Raw genomic sequence first — 17,027 nt, forward strand, 5'->3', positions numbered from 1 at the left:
GGCATTTCCCCGCATAAAACCGGGCATTTCGTCAGCTTCACTCAGATGCATGATGGCGCGGAAGCGGGCAACGCCTGCCGCCGGTCGCCGGAGGCGACAGGAAGGTTTTCCGGCCGGAAAGGGGCGCCGGGCTTCCCTGCCCTGCACTGTCCCGCCTTATTTTTCCAGTGCCGCGATAACTGTTCTGATGGCCTCATGTTCCTCTGGCAAGAGGCGAACCGCTGTTCCCTCTCCGCCCTGCGCATCCTCAAGCCGCATATAATCGCCCGCCACGCGCAGCACCTGTGCCAGCGCGCGGGCGGACACGGTGACTTCCCGCGCCTGCGCCTCGTCCTCGCGCAGGTTTGTCAGTATGTCCCGTACCTCGTCCCGCCCGATGCCATAGCGGCGGTGGTCGCCATCCTCTGCGATGAACTCCAGCACCCTGCCCGCCTCTTTTTCTGTGATATCCATGCATTCCGCGCTGTCCATCACGTCTTCCAGCGTCCAGACCAGGACAGCCACCGGGCTGTCTTCACCGAACGACGCCATCAGGTGGGCACACACTTCTTTAACGTTACCGTGCATCATGTTTTTTCTCCTGTTAACGGGGCGGCCCGTGCCGCCCCAAGGGTTAATCAGTCCAGCGCGGCAAAAATCGCGGCGGCTTCCGGGTGGGCAAAGGCGTAGTCGGTCAGCTGGCGGTGACGGCGGCAGTAAAGCGCGCAAAGCTCCGTGTCATCATGGCGGTCATACATCCAGCTGCGGTGGTTCAGCACCAGAGAGGTGATCACGATGCCCGCCGCCTCGCTGCTCAGGCGCACATCGCTGTGGTTTGCCGGGTTAACGAAACGCCAGATTTCCTCCGCTGCGGGTTTCATGAAGCCACCGCCGGACGGCAGTTGCGCGAAGTCCCACACGCCGCCGTCGTAGTCCGCAAGGTAACGATCGGCGTACAGGTACACGTTGTTTTCGGCGCGCATGAAATCGTCGCCGAAGAGCGCGGGCAGGAAACGCAGGCGCACGTAGCCGTCAAGGACGCGCGCGGACTCAAAAGCAGGGGTGGCAGTATTCATCAGAAATCTCCGCAGTCAGGGTGGTAAACCGTTCCGGCCTGTGCCGTGACTGAATGACAGCCCGGCGAAAAGCGGAGTGTTCAGGAGCGGTGACGAGGCCGCAGCGCAAGCGAACGGAGGCGGGATTACGGACGGCGCAGACGCGAAGCATGAGCGGAGGCGCGACGGGAGTAAGCGCGCCGGAGAGAGTGCGAACGGGGGAGGAGACGAGCTTGCGGCTCTTGAACACGCAGCGGCCGGGCTAAAGTGAAGTCACGGCACCGGCCGCAGACCGCACGGTTTTTATTCCCCCGCCGCAGGCGGCATCAATGAGGCGCGCAGCAACATCCATATTGTCTTGTCCACATCCGGGGTGCATATCCGCCCCGGAACCCTGTGGATAAAACCGGCCCTGCCGTGCGCCGGCAGGGGTGCAGAGTGGCGTTCGTTTTTTAATCAGTCACGCCCTCAGGTGTTTCTGTATCACGGCCGCGCGCCGGTAGAGTTCAACCAGGTCGCTATCGATCCCCTCAATCAGCAGGCCGGCCATGCGCTGCTCGCGGCTGGCGCCGTGCCAGAGGTGCCGCGCAATCATGTCGCGCAGGCGCAGATGAAATTCGTACAGCGACTCTTCCAGGTCGGCGACGTCGGCTGCCAGGGTATCGTTGTCAGTGTGCATAGTGTGATCGTTCATCGTGTTCTCTCCGTTCATCAGGCCGCGCGGGCGTCGCGGTGGGCATACAGGCGGCGCAGGCCGGCCGCGTGGTACTGCTCCATCAGCTCGATACCAATCCAGCGGCGCCCGCACGCCTGGGCGGCCACGCAGGTCGAGCCAGAACCTGCAAACGGGTCCAGAACAATGGCGCCGGGCTGTGTGAAGGTCTCAATCAGCGGCCGCAGGGCGCTGACCGGCTTTTCGGTCGGGTGATGGCGGTTGCCGGTGTACTCCCACGGCATCACATCCGGCAGCGGCTTTGCCGGCAGCGACGGGCGCCCTTTGGCCAGCACGTAGGCGCTTTCGTGCTGGTAGCCGACGAAGGCCGATTTTGAGGCGTAAGGCTTGGTGAAGACGATGTGGCCCACCACGCGGAACCCGGCCGCCTTCCATGCCTGCATAAAAATGTCTATCCGGTTCCAGCCGTAGAAGCTCACCGCCAGGCTGTTGTCTTTCAGCACCCGGAACATTTCGTTGCTCGCCGGCTGCACCCACTCGCTGTTCACGTCGTTGGCAATCGAGCGGCCGGAACGGTCCTTAAAGCCGACGAGGTACGGCGGGTCCGTCAGAATGAAATCAATGCTCTTGTCCGGAAAGCCGCCCATAACCTGTACGCTGTCGCCGTGCATGAATCGAGACATAGTGATGCTCCTGTGTATGAAGGGGGCACCGGTAGTGGTGCCGTGACCTCCACACAGACGGGCGAACAGCAGAGCAAACAGGGGCGACACCGGAAGCCGCACGCGCCGCCGGAGCGGACTGAATGTCCCGCGCACGGCGGGGAACGGGTGAGGATGGCGGCGACAGCTTACCTTGTTTGCGAGGCCGCCCGGCTACCGTGAGGGCACGGCACTTTACGCCCGCCGTCTTCCGGCCGCAGGACGGAAGACGGCATGAAGGCGGAGCGCAGCGACAACCTTTTTTCATTCCTGCAGTGATGCCGCCGTGACCGGCGACATCAGAGGATCTGCAGCTGCATACCGGGCAACGCTATGCCCCTCCCTTCTCCAGCAAGACAGCATCGATGGCCATCTCCAGATGCCACCAGTTAAATCCCTCGTTTGCATCATGATGGTCTTCGGCATACTCCATGGCCGCCGCAATCTCCTGCGGCGTCAGGGAGGGTTTAATGGACAGAAAATCTTCTGCCAGCCAGAAGGTGCCGCAGCACAGCTCGTCATCGCCAACTGCGGCAAGCCGCGCCCTGAATTCCCGTACGGTCATTGCTCTCATCGCTTATCCGGCGGGTCGCCCCGCCGCCTCCGGTTCAGCCGCCGTAGCTGGCCACGTTATCGATAATCCACTCCGGGCCGGTCACGTCCCGGTACCCGTCCTCATCCGCTTCCTCGCTCCATTCCAGCGTCTCACAGCGCTCATCCAGCTGAAGGCCGCCTGAGTAGGTCGCCCATCCGCAGTAGTCGCAGCCGGCTTCGGCATACCAGTGCTCAGCGGTGACGCCGTAACGGGCGGTCAGGGCGCACATTACCTCAGGTGAGGGTGGCGACCAGGGCGTATCAAAGTCGGCGTTAAATACTGTTTCGCCGGAATACGACAGGTTAAGGTCGTGCGCGTGTGGCCACTTCGTGCCGCAGCGGTCGACGGTGTCCGTAAATCCGTCGGGGACGCCTTCAAGCAGGCGGCCGTTATAGCCGTTGATTTCAGCATCGAGGCGCGGCGGGATCAGCTGCAGCATGTCGAAAGGCAGGGTTCTGAGGGGAAGCGCCTCTTCAAGGCAGAGTCCGTCCCATTTGTCAGTCACTGCCTGCCCGCTGATCGTCCAGTGCCAGTCACCCTTCTTTTTCTCCCACAGCGCGCTAATCGCCGTCCGCTGCTCTCCGGTCAGGGACGCCCACGTCATGCGCTGCAGGCCGCTGGCCAGCCACAATGCGTGCAGCCGTTCGCAGGTCTCCGGCGTCAGCTCCGCGCCGCTGCGCAGCAGTTCCAGCCACTGCGTAAACGCGCGGTTTTCCGGCGTATCGCTGCCCGCCGTCACGGTCAGTGCCGGATAGGGCGCATATTCCGTTGCGACCGTCGGGCGCAGCAGCCCGGCGCAGCCCGCCAGAAAAAGCTGGATCCCCTCCCCCGCAGCCCGCACGTATCCGGGCGCGCCAGCGCCCCCTTCCATCAGCGCCTTCACCTTAGATACTTCCTCTACCGGGCCTGTGACCCGCAGCCTGTTGGCACACCAGTTCGGCATGTCGACTCCTCCGTTAAGGGTTGCACGGTGCCATCTGCACCGTGCCGCCACGGAAGCCGGGCAAACAGCTGAGCAAACAGGGGCGACAACGGAAGCCGCACGCGCCGCCGGAGCGGACTGAATGTCCCGCGCACGGCGGGGAACGGGTGAGTATGTCGGCGCAGCTTCCCTTGTTGGCGAGGCCGCCCGGCTAAGGTGAAGGCACGGTGCAGTTTTGAAAGATGAAGCCCTGCAGGGGGGTGAGGCAACAGCCGGCGTCAGGCGAAGCGAAGACGCCGTTAAAAAACGGAGCGCAGCGACATCTGCCTTAACAGGAAGGAATATTTCCGCACATTAATCTCGAAAAAAAGTGCAGTTTCTGCACTTTTATAGCAGTACAATGTCCATCATTTCAGATAAAGAGAACGCTCATGACGGGATGGCAGCTGAGACTCTGGCGCAAGGGGCTGATGTGGAGCCGTGAAAGGGCCGCTACAGAGCTGGGCGTCAGCCTGCGCACTTACAAGGACTACGAAAACGCCGAAACTGTGAAGCGGGCGGTGGCCATGGCCACCGTCACCCTGTCGCTTATCAACATCATGCCGGCGCTGCAGTCCGATCAGCTGAGCAAGGATCTTCTCATGAAGATGCTCCGGGAAATGACCGGGGACGCGGCCGCAAAATAAAAACGGACGGCTTTCATACAGATGAGCGGTACATATGCGGATTACCCGCCGGTGCGGCTTGTAAGTTAAATCCGCCTCATTAATACTGTATGTATAAACAGTATTTAAGAGGAGGATTTATGCGCACAAATATGATGATTCAGCCGCGCCCGGCCGGGGGCGGTGCAGTATGAAACACGCCACCTATGCTCAGGGCCTGTCGCCGTTCTGGCCCCCAGTTAAAACGCCGCGGGTCCGCATCCCCCTTTTTGCAGAGCCGTGCGCGGCCGGCTTCCCCTCCCCCGCCGCCGACTACGTTGAAAAAGAGCTGGACCTGAACGAGCTCTGCATCCGCCGGCGCGCCTCCACGTTCTTCGTGCGCGCCAGCGGCAGCAGCATGGAGGGCCTTGGACTGTATGACGGCGACGTCATGGTGGTTGACCGGGCCGAGGAGGCGTCGCACGGGGATATCGTGATCGCCGAGGTGGAGGGTGAATTTACGGTCAAGCGGCTGCAGCTGCAGCCCCGCCTCGCGCTGCTGCCGATGAATCCGGCTTATCCGGTGATTTATCCGGAGGAACTGCAGCTGCTCGGCGTGGTCACCTGGTGGTTTAACAGCACGCGCGCGCGCCGGAGGTAACCATGCCCATGTTTGGCCTGGCAGACGTGAACTCATTTTACGCCAGCTGTGAGGCGCTGTTTCGTCCGGACCTGCGCGGTAAGCCCGTCGTGGTGCTGTCGAATAACGACGGCTGCGTGATCGCACGCAGCGCCGGCGCCAAAAAGCTCGGCATTAAAATGGGCGCGCCGTGGTTCCAGATTAAAACGCAGGACTTTGCGGAGCGCGTGCATGTCTTCAGCAGTAATTACGAGCTATATCATAGCCTTAGCACGAGAGTAATGACGGCACTGGAGGAAATGACACCCCGCGTCGAGCAGTACAGCATCGATGAGATGTTCCTCGATCTGACCGGCATCGATGGCTGCGAGGACTTTGAGCACTTTGGCCGGCGCCTGCGCGCGCACGTGCTGGCCACCACGGGTCTGACCGTGGGCGTCGGCATGGGACCGACTAAAACCCTGGCGAAATCCGCGCAGTGGGCCAGCAAGGAGTGGAAGCAGTTCCGCGGCGTGCTGGCGCTCACGCCGGGCAATCCGAAACGCACCGAAACGCTGCTGGCCAATCAGCCCGTGGAGGAGGTCTGGGGCGTGGGCCGGCGCATCGGAAAAAGGCTGAACGTCATGGGCATCACCAACGCCCTGCAGCTGGCGCGCGCGCACCCTGCCCTCATCCGCAAAGACTTTAACGTGGTGCTGGAGAGAACCGTGCGCGAACTGAACGGCGAATCCTGTATTCCGATAGAGGAACTGCCTCCGGCCAAACAGCAGATTTGCTGCTCCAGGTCCTTCGGCGAGCGCATCACCTCAAAGGTGGCCATGCAGCAGGCGCTGTGCCAGTACGCCACGCGCGCGGCAGAGAAACTTCGCGGTGAACGGCAGTTCTGCCGGCGCATCAGTGTCTTCATCCGGACGTCACCGCACGCCGTGAACGAAGTCTTCTATGGCAACACTGCCGGTGAGAAACTCCCACTGCCCACACAGGACACGCGCGACATCATTGAGGTGGCCATGCGGAGCCTGGACCGTATCTGGCTTGATGACCGGCGCTATATGAAGGCCGGCATTATGCTCGATGACTTCACCCCCAACGGGGTCAGCCAGCTCAGCCTCTTTGACGATGCGCAGCCCCGGGCCAACAGTGCTCAGCTCATGAAGGTGCTCGATGGCATTAACCAGTCCGGGCTGGGCAACGTGTGGTTTGCAGGTCAGGGAATAAGTACCGAATGGAAAATGAAGCGTGAGATGCTTTCACCTGCGTGGACTACCCGATGGGATGACATCCCTGTTGCACACGTAAGGTAAAAAAGATCTTTATCGAATATTTGTATATGCGTTTGTATATACAAATATATATGTTTTTGCATATACATTTATGACTTAGATGGTCAGACTTTTCGGTAAGGTATGTATATACATAAGCATATACATACCTGTCATAAAAAACATTCCTAAACTCGTAACAGTTAAATTTTTGTATATGCACTTGCATATACAAGTACGTCTATCACGTGTTTTCAATCAATAAGTTAGCAAGCTTCTGGAGAATTTTATCATCATCTAAATAACAGGCTGCGCGTAAAACTCTTGAACGGGTAATGTTTTTCTGAGGAAGTAATTCCTGCATTTTCTCAACTAGCATAGAAAGAGCATCATCATCCAAACCCGTAAGCCGCAGGTTCATCTGTCTGCCCGTTGTGATGTTGCGCTTCTCAGCAACTCGGGTAACCCCTTTGGTTATGCGATCACTTCTTGCCAATTTCGGCCCCCTTTATTTGCTCCAGGAGTTCTTGAGTGAAAGCTTTATAATCTCTGTAAGGACGCTCATTTCTAGCGAAGAACATTACAGGACGATGAACATCGGTCGCCTGTTTAAAAAGCTCGCTCTGACGTATTTCGGTCTTGGCTACAACATATCCGGCTTCTTCGATCAGTCCCTCAATGGATTTTTTCATCTTGGAGTGAGATTCGTTTACTTTTGTCTTTACAAGTGTATATACAAAAGGCTCATTTCTTCGCACTTCCTGAACCACCTGAAATAAATCTTTAATGCCTTTAACTGCACGCTTATCCATATCTACAGGGATGACAATTTTATCAGTGATAAGCAGGGCGTTTTCAATGCTCAAATCAATAGCAGGACGAAGGTCAATGAGGATGAAATCATAGGAATTTTTTACCTTGTTCAAACCCTCTTCAAGAATGCTTAGTCTATGGCGAAATCTTTCTGCACTTCGGGCTTCAACCGCAAGGGTTATATCGGCAGGTATGATATCTAGGTTAGCAATCGTGCCCTCACCGTCCATCGCTGAATAAATAAGCTTATTGATATCAAATTTAGGATCCGCAAACAGGTCCGTGATGGTGTAATCCTCATCACCACGTCCCAGATCATCACTAAGATTTCCCTGATGATCTAAATCAATCAGCAGAGTTTTATAGCCTGCCAAAGCTAATGAACAACCAACGGACATGCAGCTGGTTGTTTTGGCCACACCGCCTTTACTATTAGCGAAAGAGATAATGTAGGGCTTTTTCATAATCACCACCGTGTATATACAAAAGTATATGCATATTAACTTATAGATGATCGCTGTCAATGTATATACATAGGTATATGCAAAATAATGTTCATGTATATACTCATGTATATACACTAAGTTATGATTATATCAATATTTACAGCAAGTTAACCTTTAATTCCTTTCAATAAATTCACAGCATCATATCCCGGCATCTGGAACTGCACCCGGTGCCGGGCCGCCACGTCCAGCGCAAACACTCTTGTGTAAATCTCCGTCGACTTCGCGCTCTTGTGGCCGAGCAGGCTCTGCAGCGCCTTGAGCGGCGTGCCGGCGTAGAGCATGTGCATGGCGTAGCTGTGCCGGAAGGTGTGCAGGGTGACCGGCACTGAGAAACTGACCCCCTCTGACGCCGCCGCTTCAGTGGCCTCGTTCAGCCAGGTGCGCGCCGTGCGGTCGGTAATCTCCCACAGCCGCACCCGCTCCGTGCGCCCCGTCTTTTCGCTCCGGCGCTCAATGGGTATGCGCAGGGTGGCTATCATCATCTCCAGCTGCGTCACGTACTGCGCGTCGGACAGCGGTACCAGGCGGTGGGGCACGACGCCGGCGGCGCGGCGTCCGGCCCGGTGCTCCGCCTTGTCCTCCCGCTGCTTGAGCGTGGCCAGCTGCACGAACGGGTACTGCTGGCGCAGCAGGAAGTCCCCCCGCGTCAGCGCCAGCGCCTCGCTGATGCGCGCGCCGGTGTTCCACAGCGTGGTGAACAGCATTTTGCGGCGCAGGTCGAGCATGAAGTGGAGCAGGGCGCTGACCTCCGGCGCCAGCAGGTACTTTGGCAGGTCGTCAACCAGCGCGGCCATCTGGCGCAGCGCCAGCGCCGCGGGGTAGTCGATGGCCACAGGCAGCTGCTGCGCCGGAAACTGTCCCACAACCGGGAGGTTCATCGGAGACGTGATCATAGGCCGTCTCCGCAGCGCGGGTTATTCATTGTTTGTTTTCTCATTGCGTTCTTAATCTCAATTCGGGCCAGCTCCTGTCTCCGCAGAGTGGCCTCGACTGACCGTCGGTGTCTTTCATTCCGCCAGACTTTCCAGAGCACCCATTGTGCTGACCAGGGCATGGCGTCCAGTCTGGTGTCAGGAAAACCAGCCTCATTACGAAGACGGCGGGCAATGATCACTGCTTTGATGCCAAGCCGGGCATACTGATAATGGCGCTCTCTGGCGACTTCGAAATGATGAAAAGAGTTGTCCTTTCCGGGTGAAACGGCCACGGATCTGTCAGCTTCTTTCTGCAGGACAGCCAGCTCGCGGATGCTGTATATCAGCCGGTCGGGAAGGGCACGCCAGTCCCCCGTCACAGCGGCGTAATCGAGGACGGGGCGGGAGACCTGAGGGTTTTTATCGCCGGAGGTGTAATCAAATTCCTTAGTCACGCCGGCGCACCCCACCGCGAACTGCTCCAGCAGAAAGACCAGCTCGGTGCCGATAAAGTACCGCTCCCGATTCAGCTTTTCTTGTGACGCCCTCTTTTCACGGCGTGTTATGAAAATATGCGACAGCCATTGGCTGCTCAGTGCACCAACGATACCTGCTCCTGCGCTGATAACCGGCACCCAGACCGAAATCCCCTCAACCATAAACTTATACTCACCTGAAAGTGCTAAATCCCGTCCTCAATTACGGTTGTGCAGTGGTGCCAGATTTTGTAATCGCATCCACCGCTTCCCTGACCGAAAAGCTCAGCCTGTCCTTCGGTGAAAACTGCACCCAGTAGCACAGGCGTGACGTCCAGGCCTGTCCGTTCTTACGCTGTTCGTAATCCACGCTGAACGCGTAAATCACCCTGTTGCTCAGATCCCACTGCGTGACCTCACAATATCGCGTATAGAGCGCCTTAAGCTCTCCGAAAAGTTCGCCATTCTTTACCGGGCCTGAGGCTTTAAGCTCCTCACGCTGACCCATGAAATAGTCCACGGCGGCTTTTTTGGAAGCAAATGCCTTCTGACCAATTATTAACGGTACGGCACGTCCCATCCTGAACTCCTTTATGACCTGAAGGTTAGTAGTCACGGAAGTAAATATTACTTTGAGTTATTGATTGATTCATTCTGGAAGTTTTAACTTGAACGATAATACCTCACTTTATAATAAGCAGACATATAGACACTCTATTAAATTACCTGACCGCCGTCTGCGCCGGATCCGCTTTTTTGCCAATATAGCACTTTCCCGGAAGCGTGGCGCGCCCGTCGCGGCGGGTCAGGCGCCGTTTTCCTGCCGGCGCTTCCCTGACGCATCCCGTATGTTGTGCTCTGAGCAGCTGATCGAGCCACTATATGTAGTATTTCGGGCGAAAAACCGCCGACGGAGAGGAATGATCCGGTTCTATACTTTTCCGGATCTGTTCGTGTCGGCAGAGAGCGATTCGCTTTAAATGTATGCGCATGTATTGCCTTTCATTCTGAAGCGATTCATGATGCGAATGTGTAATACAAACACCTACAAAGGACGCTGCATGCACTCCCTGACGAAAATTCTGCACTCGCTGCTGACCGGCGGACATGACCGGGCGGTCAAACAGATGGAAGAAGAAGACGACGGACGTAAAGAGGTCACCTCTATACGGCTGAAGCCGCAGACCCGCGCCTACCTGCAGGCGCAGAGTGAGGCGCTGGGCATTTCCGTTTCACAGTTCATCAATATCATCGTGGACGGCGTGGTCAACATCGAGACCTCACCGCATCAGAGCCGCATCGATACCATGTACGACCGTCTGATGCTGCTGTTTGAAAGCCACGGCATTGAACCGCTGCAGATGAGCCGCATGCTCACCGGCCACGGCTTCACGCTGTCCAAGCTGAAGTCCCGCGACGCCACCCTCGACCTCATCACCCCGGAACTCCTTGCCACCGTCAGCAGCTGGTTTGGCGTGCAGACGTCGTGGCTCAGTGCCAAAAGCAATGCCGTCTACCCAACCCGGAGCCTTCACTGGTACAAATGCCCTGAGAGCATGGCCGCCGCCGTGATCGAGCGAAACATCCGGTACGGCGAGCTTGATGTCTATGCCGTCAAAAACGCCGGCGTCGACTTTAAAATAGCCGAGGAGCATGACGACAACGAGCATCACTTAGGCATGGGATTTCTGCTCCGGTACCGCAACAGGGCAGGTGATTCCAGCGTCAGCCGGTATGAGTTCTGCGAATTTCAGCGCTGGAACTACGAGAAATGCCGCGCTGACCTGAAGCTGGTATTCAGGTTCCTGAGCGAGCTTGCAAGCAGAAAAGGCGGGATCCGTTTTCACGGCTGTTCGGTCGATGAGGCCATTTTTGACCGGATTTATCATGGCCGTATCCTTCCCGACCAGCTGGAAAAAGCCCTCAACCGCGCTGAATGGTGGGATCCCCGCAGCGTGCTGGGTAAATCCTCCGCTCATTACCGGGAAATGAAATTCGGACAGTACGTTACTGCTTACTGCGGGACGCCGGGGAAAACATTTGAGCCCGTGTATAACCAGTATTCCAGCTATCCGGAAGGGTGGAGGGTCTCGCTGTGGAATGGCGGTCAGGGTGAAGAACAGTACTTTTCGCTCAGCGCGGCGCTGGAAGACAGTTTTAACCGGTACCACAGCTCCGCAGATGACCCGGCAGACAGAAATGACGATGGCCGGACCTGCAGTGCTGCAGAACAGGATAAATAGCTTATGAAGAAAAAACCGACGCCGGTACCCCACGACGCCGCATTCAAGGCCTTCCTGACGCATCCGGATACGGCCCGGGACTTTATCGAGCTGCATCTGCCGGCAGAGCTGCGCGCCGTCTGTGACCTCAGCACCCTGAAGCTGGAATCCGGCAGCTTTGTAGAGGAAAGCCTGCGCGCCTACTACAGCGACGTGCTCTACAGCCTGAAGACCGCCGCCGGCGACGGCTACATCCACGTGCTGATCGAGCACCAGTCAACGCCCGACCGCCACATGGCGTTCCGCCTGATGCGCTACGCCGTGGCCGCCATGCAGCGCCATCTGGATGCCGGTCATAAAAAGCTGCCGCTGGTCATTCCTGTGCTGTTCTATACCGGGAAGCGCAGCCCGTACCCGTACTCCACCGACTGGCTGCAGGCGTTTGACGATCCGGCGCTGGCCGGGCGCCTCTACAGCGCGCCGTTCCCGCTGGTCGACGTCACGGTGATCCCGGACGAGGAGATCATGCACCACCGCAGCATGGCCGCGCTGACCCTGCTGCAGAAGCATATCCACCGGCGGGACCTGACCGACCTGCTGGACCGGCTGGCCGCCACCCTGATGGCCGGTCACCTCACGGGACAGCAGCTGGTTTCGCTGATAAACTACCTCGTACAGGCGGGCGAAACCGACGACGCCGAAGCCTTCGTACGCAACCTGGCACAGAGAGTGCCGCAGCATGAGGACGAACTGATGACGATTGCACAGCAACTGGAGCAGAAAGGGCTGGAAAAAGGCCTGACGCAGGGCCGCGTCGAAGGTGAACGTGAGGCGACTATCAAAATTGCCCGGGCTATGCTGCAAAAGGGCCTGGACAACCAGACCGTTATCAGCCTGACAGGGCTGACCGAAAACGACCTGAGTCTTATCCGCCATTGACAGAGACATCGCCTCTCTGTGTCATAACGGTGCCCTGAGGGCACCGTTAACCTTCCTAATCGGTATCAGATCTTTTCGGGTGTTCAATCCTGATTGATGGCGAACCTTTAAAGGTGATATCTGCCTGATACATCAGAATGAGGTCAAACCTGTCAGAGTCGCTCCGGACATTCTCAGAAGTAATTTCCACCAGGTTGCCAGACTCAAATTCCCTGAGTGAGAGAGCACTGAAAAAATCCTCATCAACAACCAGTGAACACGGCTGGTTAACGAACGGCATAAAGAAAATATGACAGTCGCCATTATGGGTTGTGACAGTTCTGGAGCCGTCACGGTTTATCTTCATAATCCGTTGGAGTTCAGCGCCTGCGAAAATCAGATTATTATACTGCTGGAAAATTTCCTTACTCATTACCAGAACATACTTACGTGAAAAATCAGATGAGGCTTTGATGTTATCAAGCAGCATATTGAAATCTTCGATGAAGATTTGTCGCGACGCTGCTGAGTGCAGGAGTTTATGTACTGCGATACGCTGAATATCGCTCACAATGCACTCGGCCTGGAAATCGCCTTCGTTTGCCGCCGCTATTGCATCGATCCCCTCAGCATAAGACTCTTTTTCAATGTGGACTGAGGGCCTCCGCTCCGTGAAACCCTCAGCACTTTTCACAAATCGGGTAAGCCTGAAGAGAGAAAGCGGAACGGGCTTTTGCAGGCGCCGGGTAAGATATTCTGAAGTTTTAGCAGCCGTGACAGCCAGCCGGGATGCATCGATGACGGCCTCCTTCAGCTGGGTATCCAGGTTTTGCTTAAGAAGATCGATGTGCTGTCCAAGGAGGCTATTGAGATTAGCTTTTGAGACAGCGATTTCGTTTTCGTTTAAATGACAGGGGCATTCCAGTGTTTCCAGCTGCTTATGAACGCCGGATAATACACCCAGAAGATGCTGCTTCTCACGATAGGTTATATAATCGTCCTCAATGGCCTCTCTAACGTCTTTGCTTATCTGGCTGCTTTCTCCAGACACAACCAGAAGTAACTGAGCCCAGGCCATGGGCATATCAATGAACCCGCGATCATATATTCCACTGTAAAGGCGACCTGAAACCATATCCGGCTTTTCGTAATCACTCATTCGACGCGCCAGCCCGGTCAGCCAGGCGCGGCTTTCCATTTTTTCTGACCACGTCCACAGACAAATTCGTATCAGGGACTTTATCAGTTCTCCGCCGTCATCTATTTTTTCTGATTTCGTTTCTAAACCACCAGTCTGGTCAGTGAGATCACCCTGAAGAATTAATCTTACGAAATGCGTGATAAATTTATCCTGTGCTTTCATTCTGGATGTGAGATATAAGCTCACGCAAATGCGCATGTCGATCAGAGCATTCATACAGGCAATGCTGAACCAGTCGCGGTCAGTTATACAGTTCATGTGTTTTATTATGAAAATACCGGGACTGAACAACTGGCCCTGGTAGCTGTATTTTTCAATCGAATGACTGTCAATATTCATGGAATGCTGCCACCTGTTAAGGAGGTCAACAGCCATATCGGTGGTCACGCGATCGCGCGTCTGTATTGCCTCAATAACCATCACTGAAATGTCCTGAAGCTGTGCTTTACAGAAGAAATCAAAAAGCTCCGCGTCATCTGCATTACAGAACCTTGAACTGACTACATCCTGATGACGTTCCCAGATGCTAATAAATGTTCTTAATAACCGGTCATAGCGCGTTCTGAGAGTGACACTGGAGAGCGGCTGATTCTGAGTGTACCAGCTTGTTAAGGTTGACCAGAAAGAGCGGGTGATCCCTATGTATATACCCAGCTCAGCAGTAGTTAACAGCTTGCGGTTATTGAGTATGCGCAGTCCGGTCCACAGGCACAGTTCAAAAAACCTTTCTGACTCTGCGATTTTATCCATTGCTTTCGCTGAAATAGAATAAATTTCATTAGAAAACGCATCCTGTATAGATATTTCGAATAGTTCTGATTTAAGTAATAAAAAGTTATCCGGCGCATCATTATTCTGAAAATAGTACAACTCACAAAGAGTCGTGAAATTATCGATTAAAACACCAGAGGCATCATCGAAGCCGTTAATATCTGAATCGCGCAAACACGAATATATATCTGCCGTCAGAGGCTGCATGATAGTATTGGATGTTGACAAGCTTCGCCGGTCCTTTACCTTGTAAAAACATTTTTTCAGTAACCTGACGGGATAGCTTTCAGAATCAATATTGCGCAAACTGAAAAGAACCTTTTTGTCCACCTCATCACCGCTTATGTAATTGTTTCCCACTGTGAGGTGACCAACACTGCCATTTTTAATCATCTGTTTATTAATCAGCCTGAGGGCTAATCTGAATGGCCGATGATACAGGCTTAGTACGTCTGTTTTCAGAAATTTCCCGGATACGTGCTGATTTTCAACCGAATTATCAACAAGCTTGATTTCAAGATTAGAAAAAATTGTCTGGGGGTAAACAGGATTAAGCCTTAACGAGGCGGCAACTTTTTCATTAACATGATTTCTGACGATACCAAAAGAAATATATCTTTTTACAACAGCCTGCCGCTTGTCATCATCCAGAACCTCCAGGCTGACGATAAAAAACCAGACGGAAAGCAGAATGTTAATGGTAAGCCATGCAGCACTTGTCAGGCAGGCGATGCCATAGAGATAATCTCCAAAAATCATTCTGACGGGGACACTTAAAAGAATAAATGCTGACAGGAATAATCCGCTCAGCCCTGCCAGCATGAACCCTGAATAACGCTGATAGGCACTCTGTGCCACTTTTCTGTCAGATTTTTTCTGAAAGACCACGCTGACAAGCCCTATCACCAGCGGATAAACAATACCGATTATAGTCAGCTGGCCACTCAGAATTGTAGTCTGCCACTCTAAAACAGAGTGACGGTAGGGAAAAAAGGAAGACAGGTATTCCCTTATGGGAACCTTTAGCAAAAAACCTGCTATAAGCATCACAAGAGCTGCGCATAGCAGACAAAATGCAGAAATAACCGGCGTAGATGAAAGTCTGATTATAAGTCTTTCCAGCGGGTTCCATTTCAAATGTGCATATATTGAATTTTGTAGAATTTTTGTTTGCACAAATTTTTTTGCGAGATACTCAGTTTTGTTTGTTACCCACCCGAGCATATACGCTCCTTTATTTTTGGTTTAATTTAATCCCTGTGAAATCATATGCAGGATGTGATGTTTAGTAACTTGCGTGTTTGTGAAAGGTCTGGATCGGGTCAACTATCCCATAATACCTCCCCTGATGATGCCAAAATAACATTTTCATGCAGCCCGGTTTACGGGACATGTCAAAAATCTGAACTGGCAGGCTGAGTGACCTTATCCCGGGTCACTCCCCCTTTGGTTCTTTCTGATAGACCGGATCGGTTCCCCGCGGGTACTGCAGGGCCAGATTGCGGTAATACTGCAGCCGTTCCCTGAAGTATTCGCGCAGCTCCTCCGGCTGCTGCCTTTCAGCTTCGGCCGGGATAACGGGCAGATTCAGGCGCTCTCTGTACGCCACGCCCGAGGCGGCCAGATCCGCGTTAACCTTCGCCCGTTCTTCCGGGCTGCGTGCGGCTAAATTCTGTGACATGTGAAATCCTCCTGACGTCAGTATACCCCGCTATCCTTACAGCAGGAGGTGACTATGTGCGGACGATTTGCGCAGTACAGCAGCCGTGATGAGTATTTTGACGCGCTAGGCCTGAAACCGGATGAAATCACGTTCGACCCTGAGCCCATCGGGCGGTATAACGTCGCGCCAGGCACGAAGGTGCTGCTGCTGAATGACCGGGAGGAGCAGCTGCATCTCGATCCGGTTTTCTGGGGGTACGGACCGGAATGGTGGGATAAACAGCCGCTGATTAACGCACGCGGGGAAACGGCGGCCAGCGGGCGGATGTTTAAGCCCCTGTGGCACCACGGACGTGCCGTCGTGCCGGCAAATGGCTGGTTTGAATGGCAAAAACAGGAAAAAGGTAAACAGCCGTTTTTCATCCACCACCGGGACGATCGCCCGCTCTTTTTTGCGGCGATCGGTAAACAGCCTTACGGAGAGGACCACGGCAAAGAGGGGTTTGTCATTGTGACGGCGGCGAGCAGTCAGGGCATGGTCGACATTCACGACCGGCGCCCGCTGGTGCTTTCCCCTGACGCCGTCCGTGAGTGGCTGAGCCCGGAGACGTCGCCCTCGCGGGCAGAAGAAATTGCCCATGACGCCGCCCTGCCGGAAAAGGCGTTTGCGTGGCATCCGGTCAGCAGAAAGGTGGGCAACATTCATAATCAGGGCAGGGAGCTGGTTGTGCCCGTCCCGGAAGGTGATGGCTGACGCGTCTGGCCTAGCGGGGGGCTTCTTCTGCTTCCTCATCCGGTTCGCCGCGCAGCTGTTCAATCGCGAAAATCAGTGAAGAGGGGCATAAGTCCTTTTTCTCAATGCAGGCGCCCAGCAGACGGATCAGCTCGGTGGCCAGCCGTTCCCGGGTTATTTCGCCGTCCTCGCTGGCGAGCTGCATGCAGCACATGCCGGCCGCAAAGCAGGCGTTGTGATAAATTTCTTTGTCGGTTTCATCTTCACTAAATATCATAAGGACTCCTGCTGACGTCGTATCTGATAATGAATGCGTATTTTCAGTGAAACGGGGGCT

At 55.0% G+C, this 17,027-nt stretch carries 20 protein-coding genes; 6 read left to right on the plus strand and 14 right to left on the minus strand.

Annotation, left to right across the window (positions count from 1 at the left end; all coding sequences use genetic code 11):
• Nucleotides 1-156 precede the first annotated feature (156 nt).
• From QMZ29_RS03570 to QMZ29_RS03595, 6 genes are all read right to left on the minus strand, one after another.
• Nucleotides 157-570, minus strand: a complete 414-nt coding sequence (locus tag QMZ29_RS03570) for a hypothetical protein (protein WP_283225711.1) — start codon at nucleotides 568-570, stop codon at nucleotides 157-159.
• A gap of 47 nt (nucleotides 571-617) precedes the next feature.
• Nucleotides 618-1,055: an antirestriction protein gene (locus QMZ29_RS03575; protein ID WP_241798824.1), complete on the minus strand. Its 438-nt coding sequence runs from the start codon at nucleotides 1,053-1,055 to the stop codon at nucleotides 618-620.
• Between the two features lie 439 nt (nucleotides 1,056-1,494).
• Nucleotides 1,495-1,728 (minus strand): YubE family protein, encoded by a 234-nt coding sequence (locus QMZ29_RS03580; RefSeq protein WP_241798825.1) that lies wholly within the window; start codon nucleotides 1,726-1,728, stop codon nucleotides 1,495-1,497.
• A 17-nt stretch (nucleotides 1,729-1,745) separates the two neighbouring features.
• Entirely contained in the window at nucleotides 1,746-2,390 is a 645-nt protein-coding gene (locus QMZ29_RS03585; RefSeq protein WP_283225712.1) for a DNA methyltransferase, read from the minus strand.
• 349 nt (nucleotides 2,391-2,739) lie between these two features.
• The gene (locus tag QMZ29_RS03590) at nucleotides 2,740-2,982 is read right to left on the minus strand and encodes a hypothetical protein (RefSeq protein WP_241799077.1); all 243 of its coding nucleotides are present in this window, start codon (nucleotides 2,980-2,982) and stop codon (nucleotides 2,740-2,742) included.
• A 34-nt stretch (nucleotides 2,983-3,016) separates the two neighbouring features.
• The gene (locus QMZ29_RS03595; protein ID WP_283225713.1) at nucleotides 3,017-3,946 is read right to left on the minus strand and encodes a DUF1281 domain-containing protein; all 930 of its coding nucleotides are present in this window, start codon (nucleotides 3,944-3,946) and stop codon (nucleotides 3,017-3,019) included.
• Nucleotides 3,947-4,356: 410 nt separating this feature from the next.
• Between QMZ29_RS03595 and QMZ29_RS03600 the strand changes: the two genes are divergently transcribed.
• The 3 genes from QMZ29_RS03600 (at nucleotide 4,357) to umuC (ending at nucleotide 6,513) form a co-directional block, all read left to right on the plus strand.
• Nucleotides 4,357-4,611, plus strand: a complete 255-nt coding sequence (locus tag QMZ29_RS03600; RefSeq protein WP_241798756.1) for a helix-turn-helix domain-containing protein — start codon at nucleotides 4,357-4,359, stop codon at nucleotides 4,609-4,611.
• Nucleotides 4,612-4,780: 169 nt separating this feature from the next.
• Entirely contained in the window at nucleotides 4,781-5,230 is a 450-nt protein-coding gene (gene umuD, locus QMZ29_RS03605; protein ID WP_241798757.1) for a translesion error-prone DNA polymerase V autoproteolytic subunit, read from the plus strand.
• Between the two features lie 8 nt (nucleotides 5,231-5,238).
• Nucleotides 5,239-6,513 carry a translesion error-prone DNA polymerase V subunit UmuC gene (gene umuC, locus QMZ29_RS03610; protein ID WP_283225751.1) on the plus strand — a complete coding sequence of 425 codons (1,275 nt, stop codon included), beginning with the start codon at nucleotides 5,239-5,241 and terminating at the stop codon, nucleotides 6,511-6,513.
• Between the two features lie 202 nt (nucleotides 6,514-6,715).
• Here the strand turns inward: umuC and QMZ29_RS03615 are convergent, their stop codons facing one another.
• The 5 genes from QMZ29_RS03615 to QMZ29_RS03635 form a co-directional block, all read right to left on the minus strand.
• Nucleotides 6,716-6,967 (minus strand): hypothetical protein, encoded by a 252-nt coding sequence (locus QMZ29_RS03615; protein WP_283216835.1) that lies wholly within the window; start codon nucleotides 6,965-6,967, stop codon nucleotides 6,716-6,718.
• A complete protein-coding gene (locus tag QMZ29_RS03620) occupies nucleotides 6,954-7,748 on the minus strand; it encodes a ParA family protein (RefSeq protein ID WP_283216834.1) in 795 nt (264 codons plus the stop codon). The genes QMZ29_RS03615 and QMZ29_RS03620 overlap by 14 nt, the downstream gene beginning before the upstream one ends.
• Before the next feature lie 149 nt (nucleotides 7,749-7,897).
• Nucleotides 7,898-8,686 carry a site-specific integrase gene (locus QMZ29_RS03625; protein WP_283216833.1) on the minus strand — a complete coding sequence of 263 codons (789 nt, stop codon included), beginning with the start codon at nucleotides 8,684-8,686 and terminating at the stop codon, nucleotides 7,898-7,900.
• The gene (locus tag QMZ29_RS03630; RefSeq protein ID WP_283216832.1) at nucleotides 8,683-9,366 is read right to left on the minus strand and encodes a hypothetical protein; all 684 of its coding nucleotides are present in this window, start codon (nucleotides 9,364-9,366) and stop codon (nucleotides 8,683-8,685) included. The genes QMZ29_RS03625 and QMZ29_RS03630 overlap by 4 nt, the downstream gene beginning before the upstream one ends.
• Nucleotides 9,367-9,406: 40 nt before the next feature.
• On the minus strand, nucleotides 9,407-9,763 hold the full coding sequence (locus QMZ29_RS03635) for a hypothetical protein (protein ID WP_283216831.1): 357 nt from the start codon (nucleotides 9,761-9,763) through the stop codon (nucleotides 9,407-9,409).
• Nucleotides 9,764-10,244: 481 nt separating this feature from the next.
• Between QMZ29_RS03635 and QMZ29_RS03640 the strand changes: the two genes are divergently transcribed.
• Together QMZ29_RS03640 and QMZ29_RS03645 are read left to right on the plus strand one after the other, a co-directional pair.
• Entirely contained in the window at nucleotides 10,245-11,426 is a 1,182-nt protein-coding gene (locus QMZ29_RS03640; protein WP_283225714.1) for a conjugal transfer protein TraE, read from the plus strand.
• A 3-nt stretch (nucleotides 11,427-11,429) separates the two neighbouring features.
• On the plus strand, nucleotides 11,430-12,344 hold the full coding sequence (locus QMZ29_RS03645; protein WP_283225715.1) for an Rpn family recombination-promoting nuclease/putative transposase: 915 nt from the start codon (nucleotides 11,430-11,432) through the stop codon (nucleotides 12,342-12,344).
• 55 nt (nucleotides 12,345-12,399) lie between these two features.
• Here the strand turns inward: QMZ29_RS03645 and QMZ29_RS03650 are convergent, their stop codons facing one another.
• Nucleotides 12,400-15,519, minus strand: coding sequence for an MFS transporter (locus QMZ29_RS03650; protein WP_283225716.1), 3,120 nt, complete (start codon nucleotides 15,517-15,519; stop codon nucleotides 12,400-12,402).
• A 211-nt stretch (nucleotides 15,520-15,730) separates the two neighbouring features.
• The gene (locus QMZ29_RS03655; RefSeq protein ID WP_283225717.1) at nucleotides 15,731-15,976 is read right to left on the minus strand and encodes a DNA polymerase III subunit theta; all 246 of its coding nucleotides are present in this window, start codon (nucleotides 15,974-15,976) and stop codon (nucleotides 15,731-15,733) included.
• A 54-nt stretch (nucleotides 15,977-16,030) separates the two neighbouring features.
• Here QMZ29_RS03655 and QMZ29_RS03660 point away from each other — a divergent pair, with 54 nt between their 5' ends.
• On the plus strand, nucleotides 16,031-16,711 hold the full coding sequence (locus tag QMZ29_RS03660) for an SOS response-associated peptidase family protein (RefSeq protein ID WP_283225718.1): 681 nt from the start codon (nucleotides 16,031-16,033) through the stop codon (nucleotides 16,709-16,711).
• Nucleotides 16,712-16,721: 10 nt separating this feature from the next.
• On the opposite strand, the gene QMZ29_RS03665 is transcribed toward QMZ29_RS03660, so the two are convergent.
• On the minus strand, nucleotides 16,722-16,967 hold the full coding sequence (locus QMZ29_RS03665) for a DUF2767 domain-containing protein (protein ID WP_283216822.1): 246 nt from the start codon (nucleotides 16,965-16,967) through the stop codon (nucleotides 16,722-16,724).
• Nucleotides 16,968-17,027: the final 60 nt, after the last annotated feature.

This window comes from Serratia sp. PF-27, from assembly GCF_030053255.1.
Taxonomy (GTDB): Bacteria; Pseudomonadota; Gammaproteobacteria; order Enterobacterales; family Enterobacteriaceae; genus Serratia; species Serratia bockelmannii.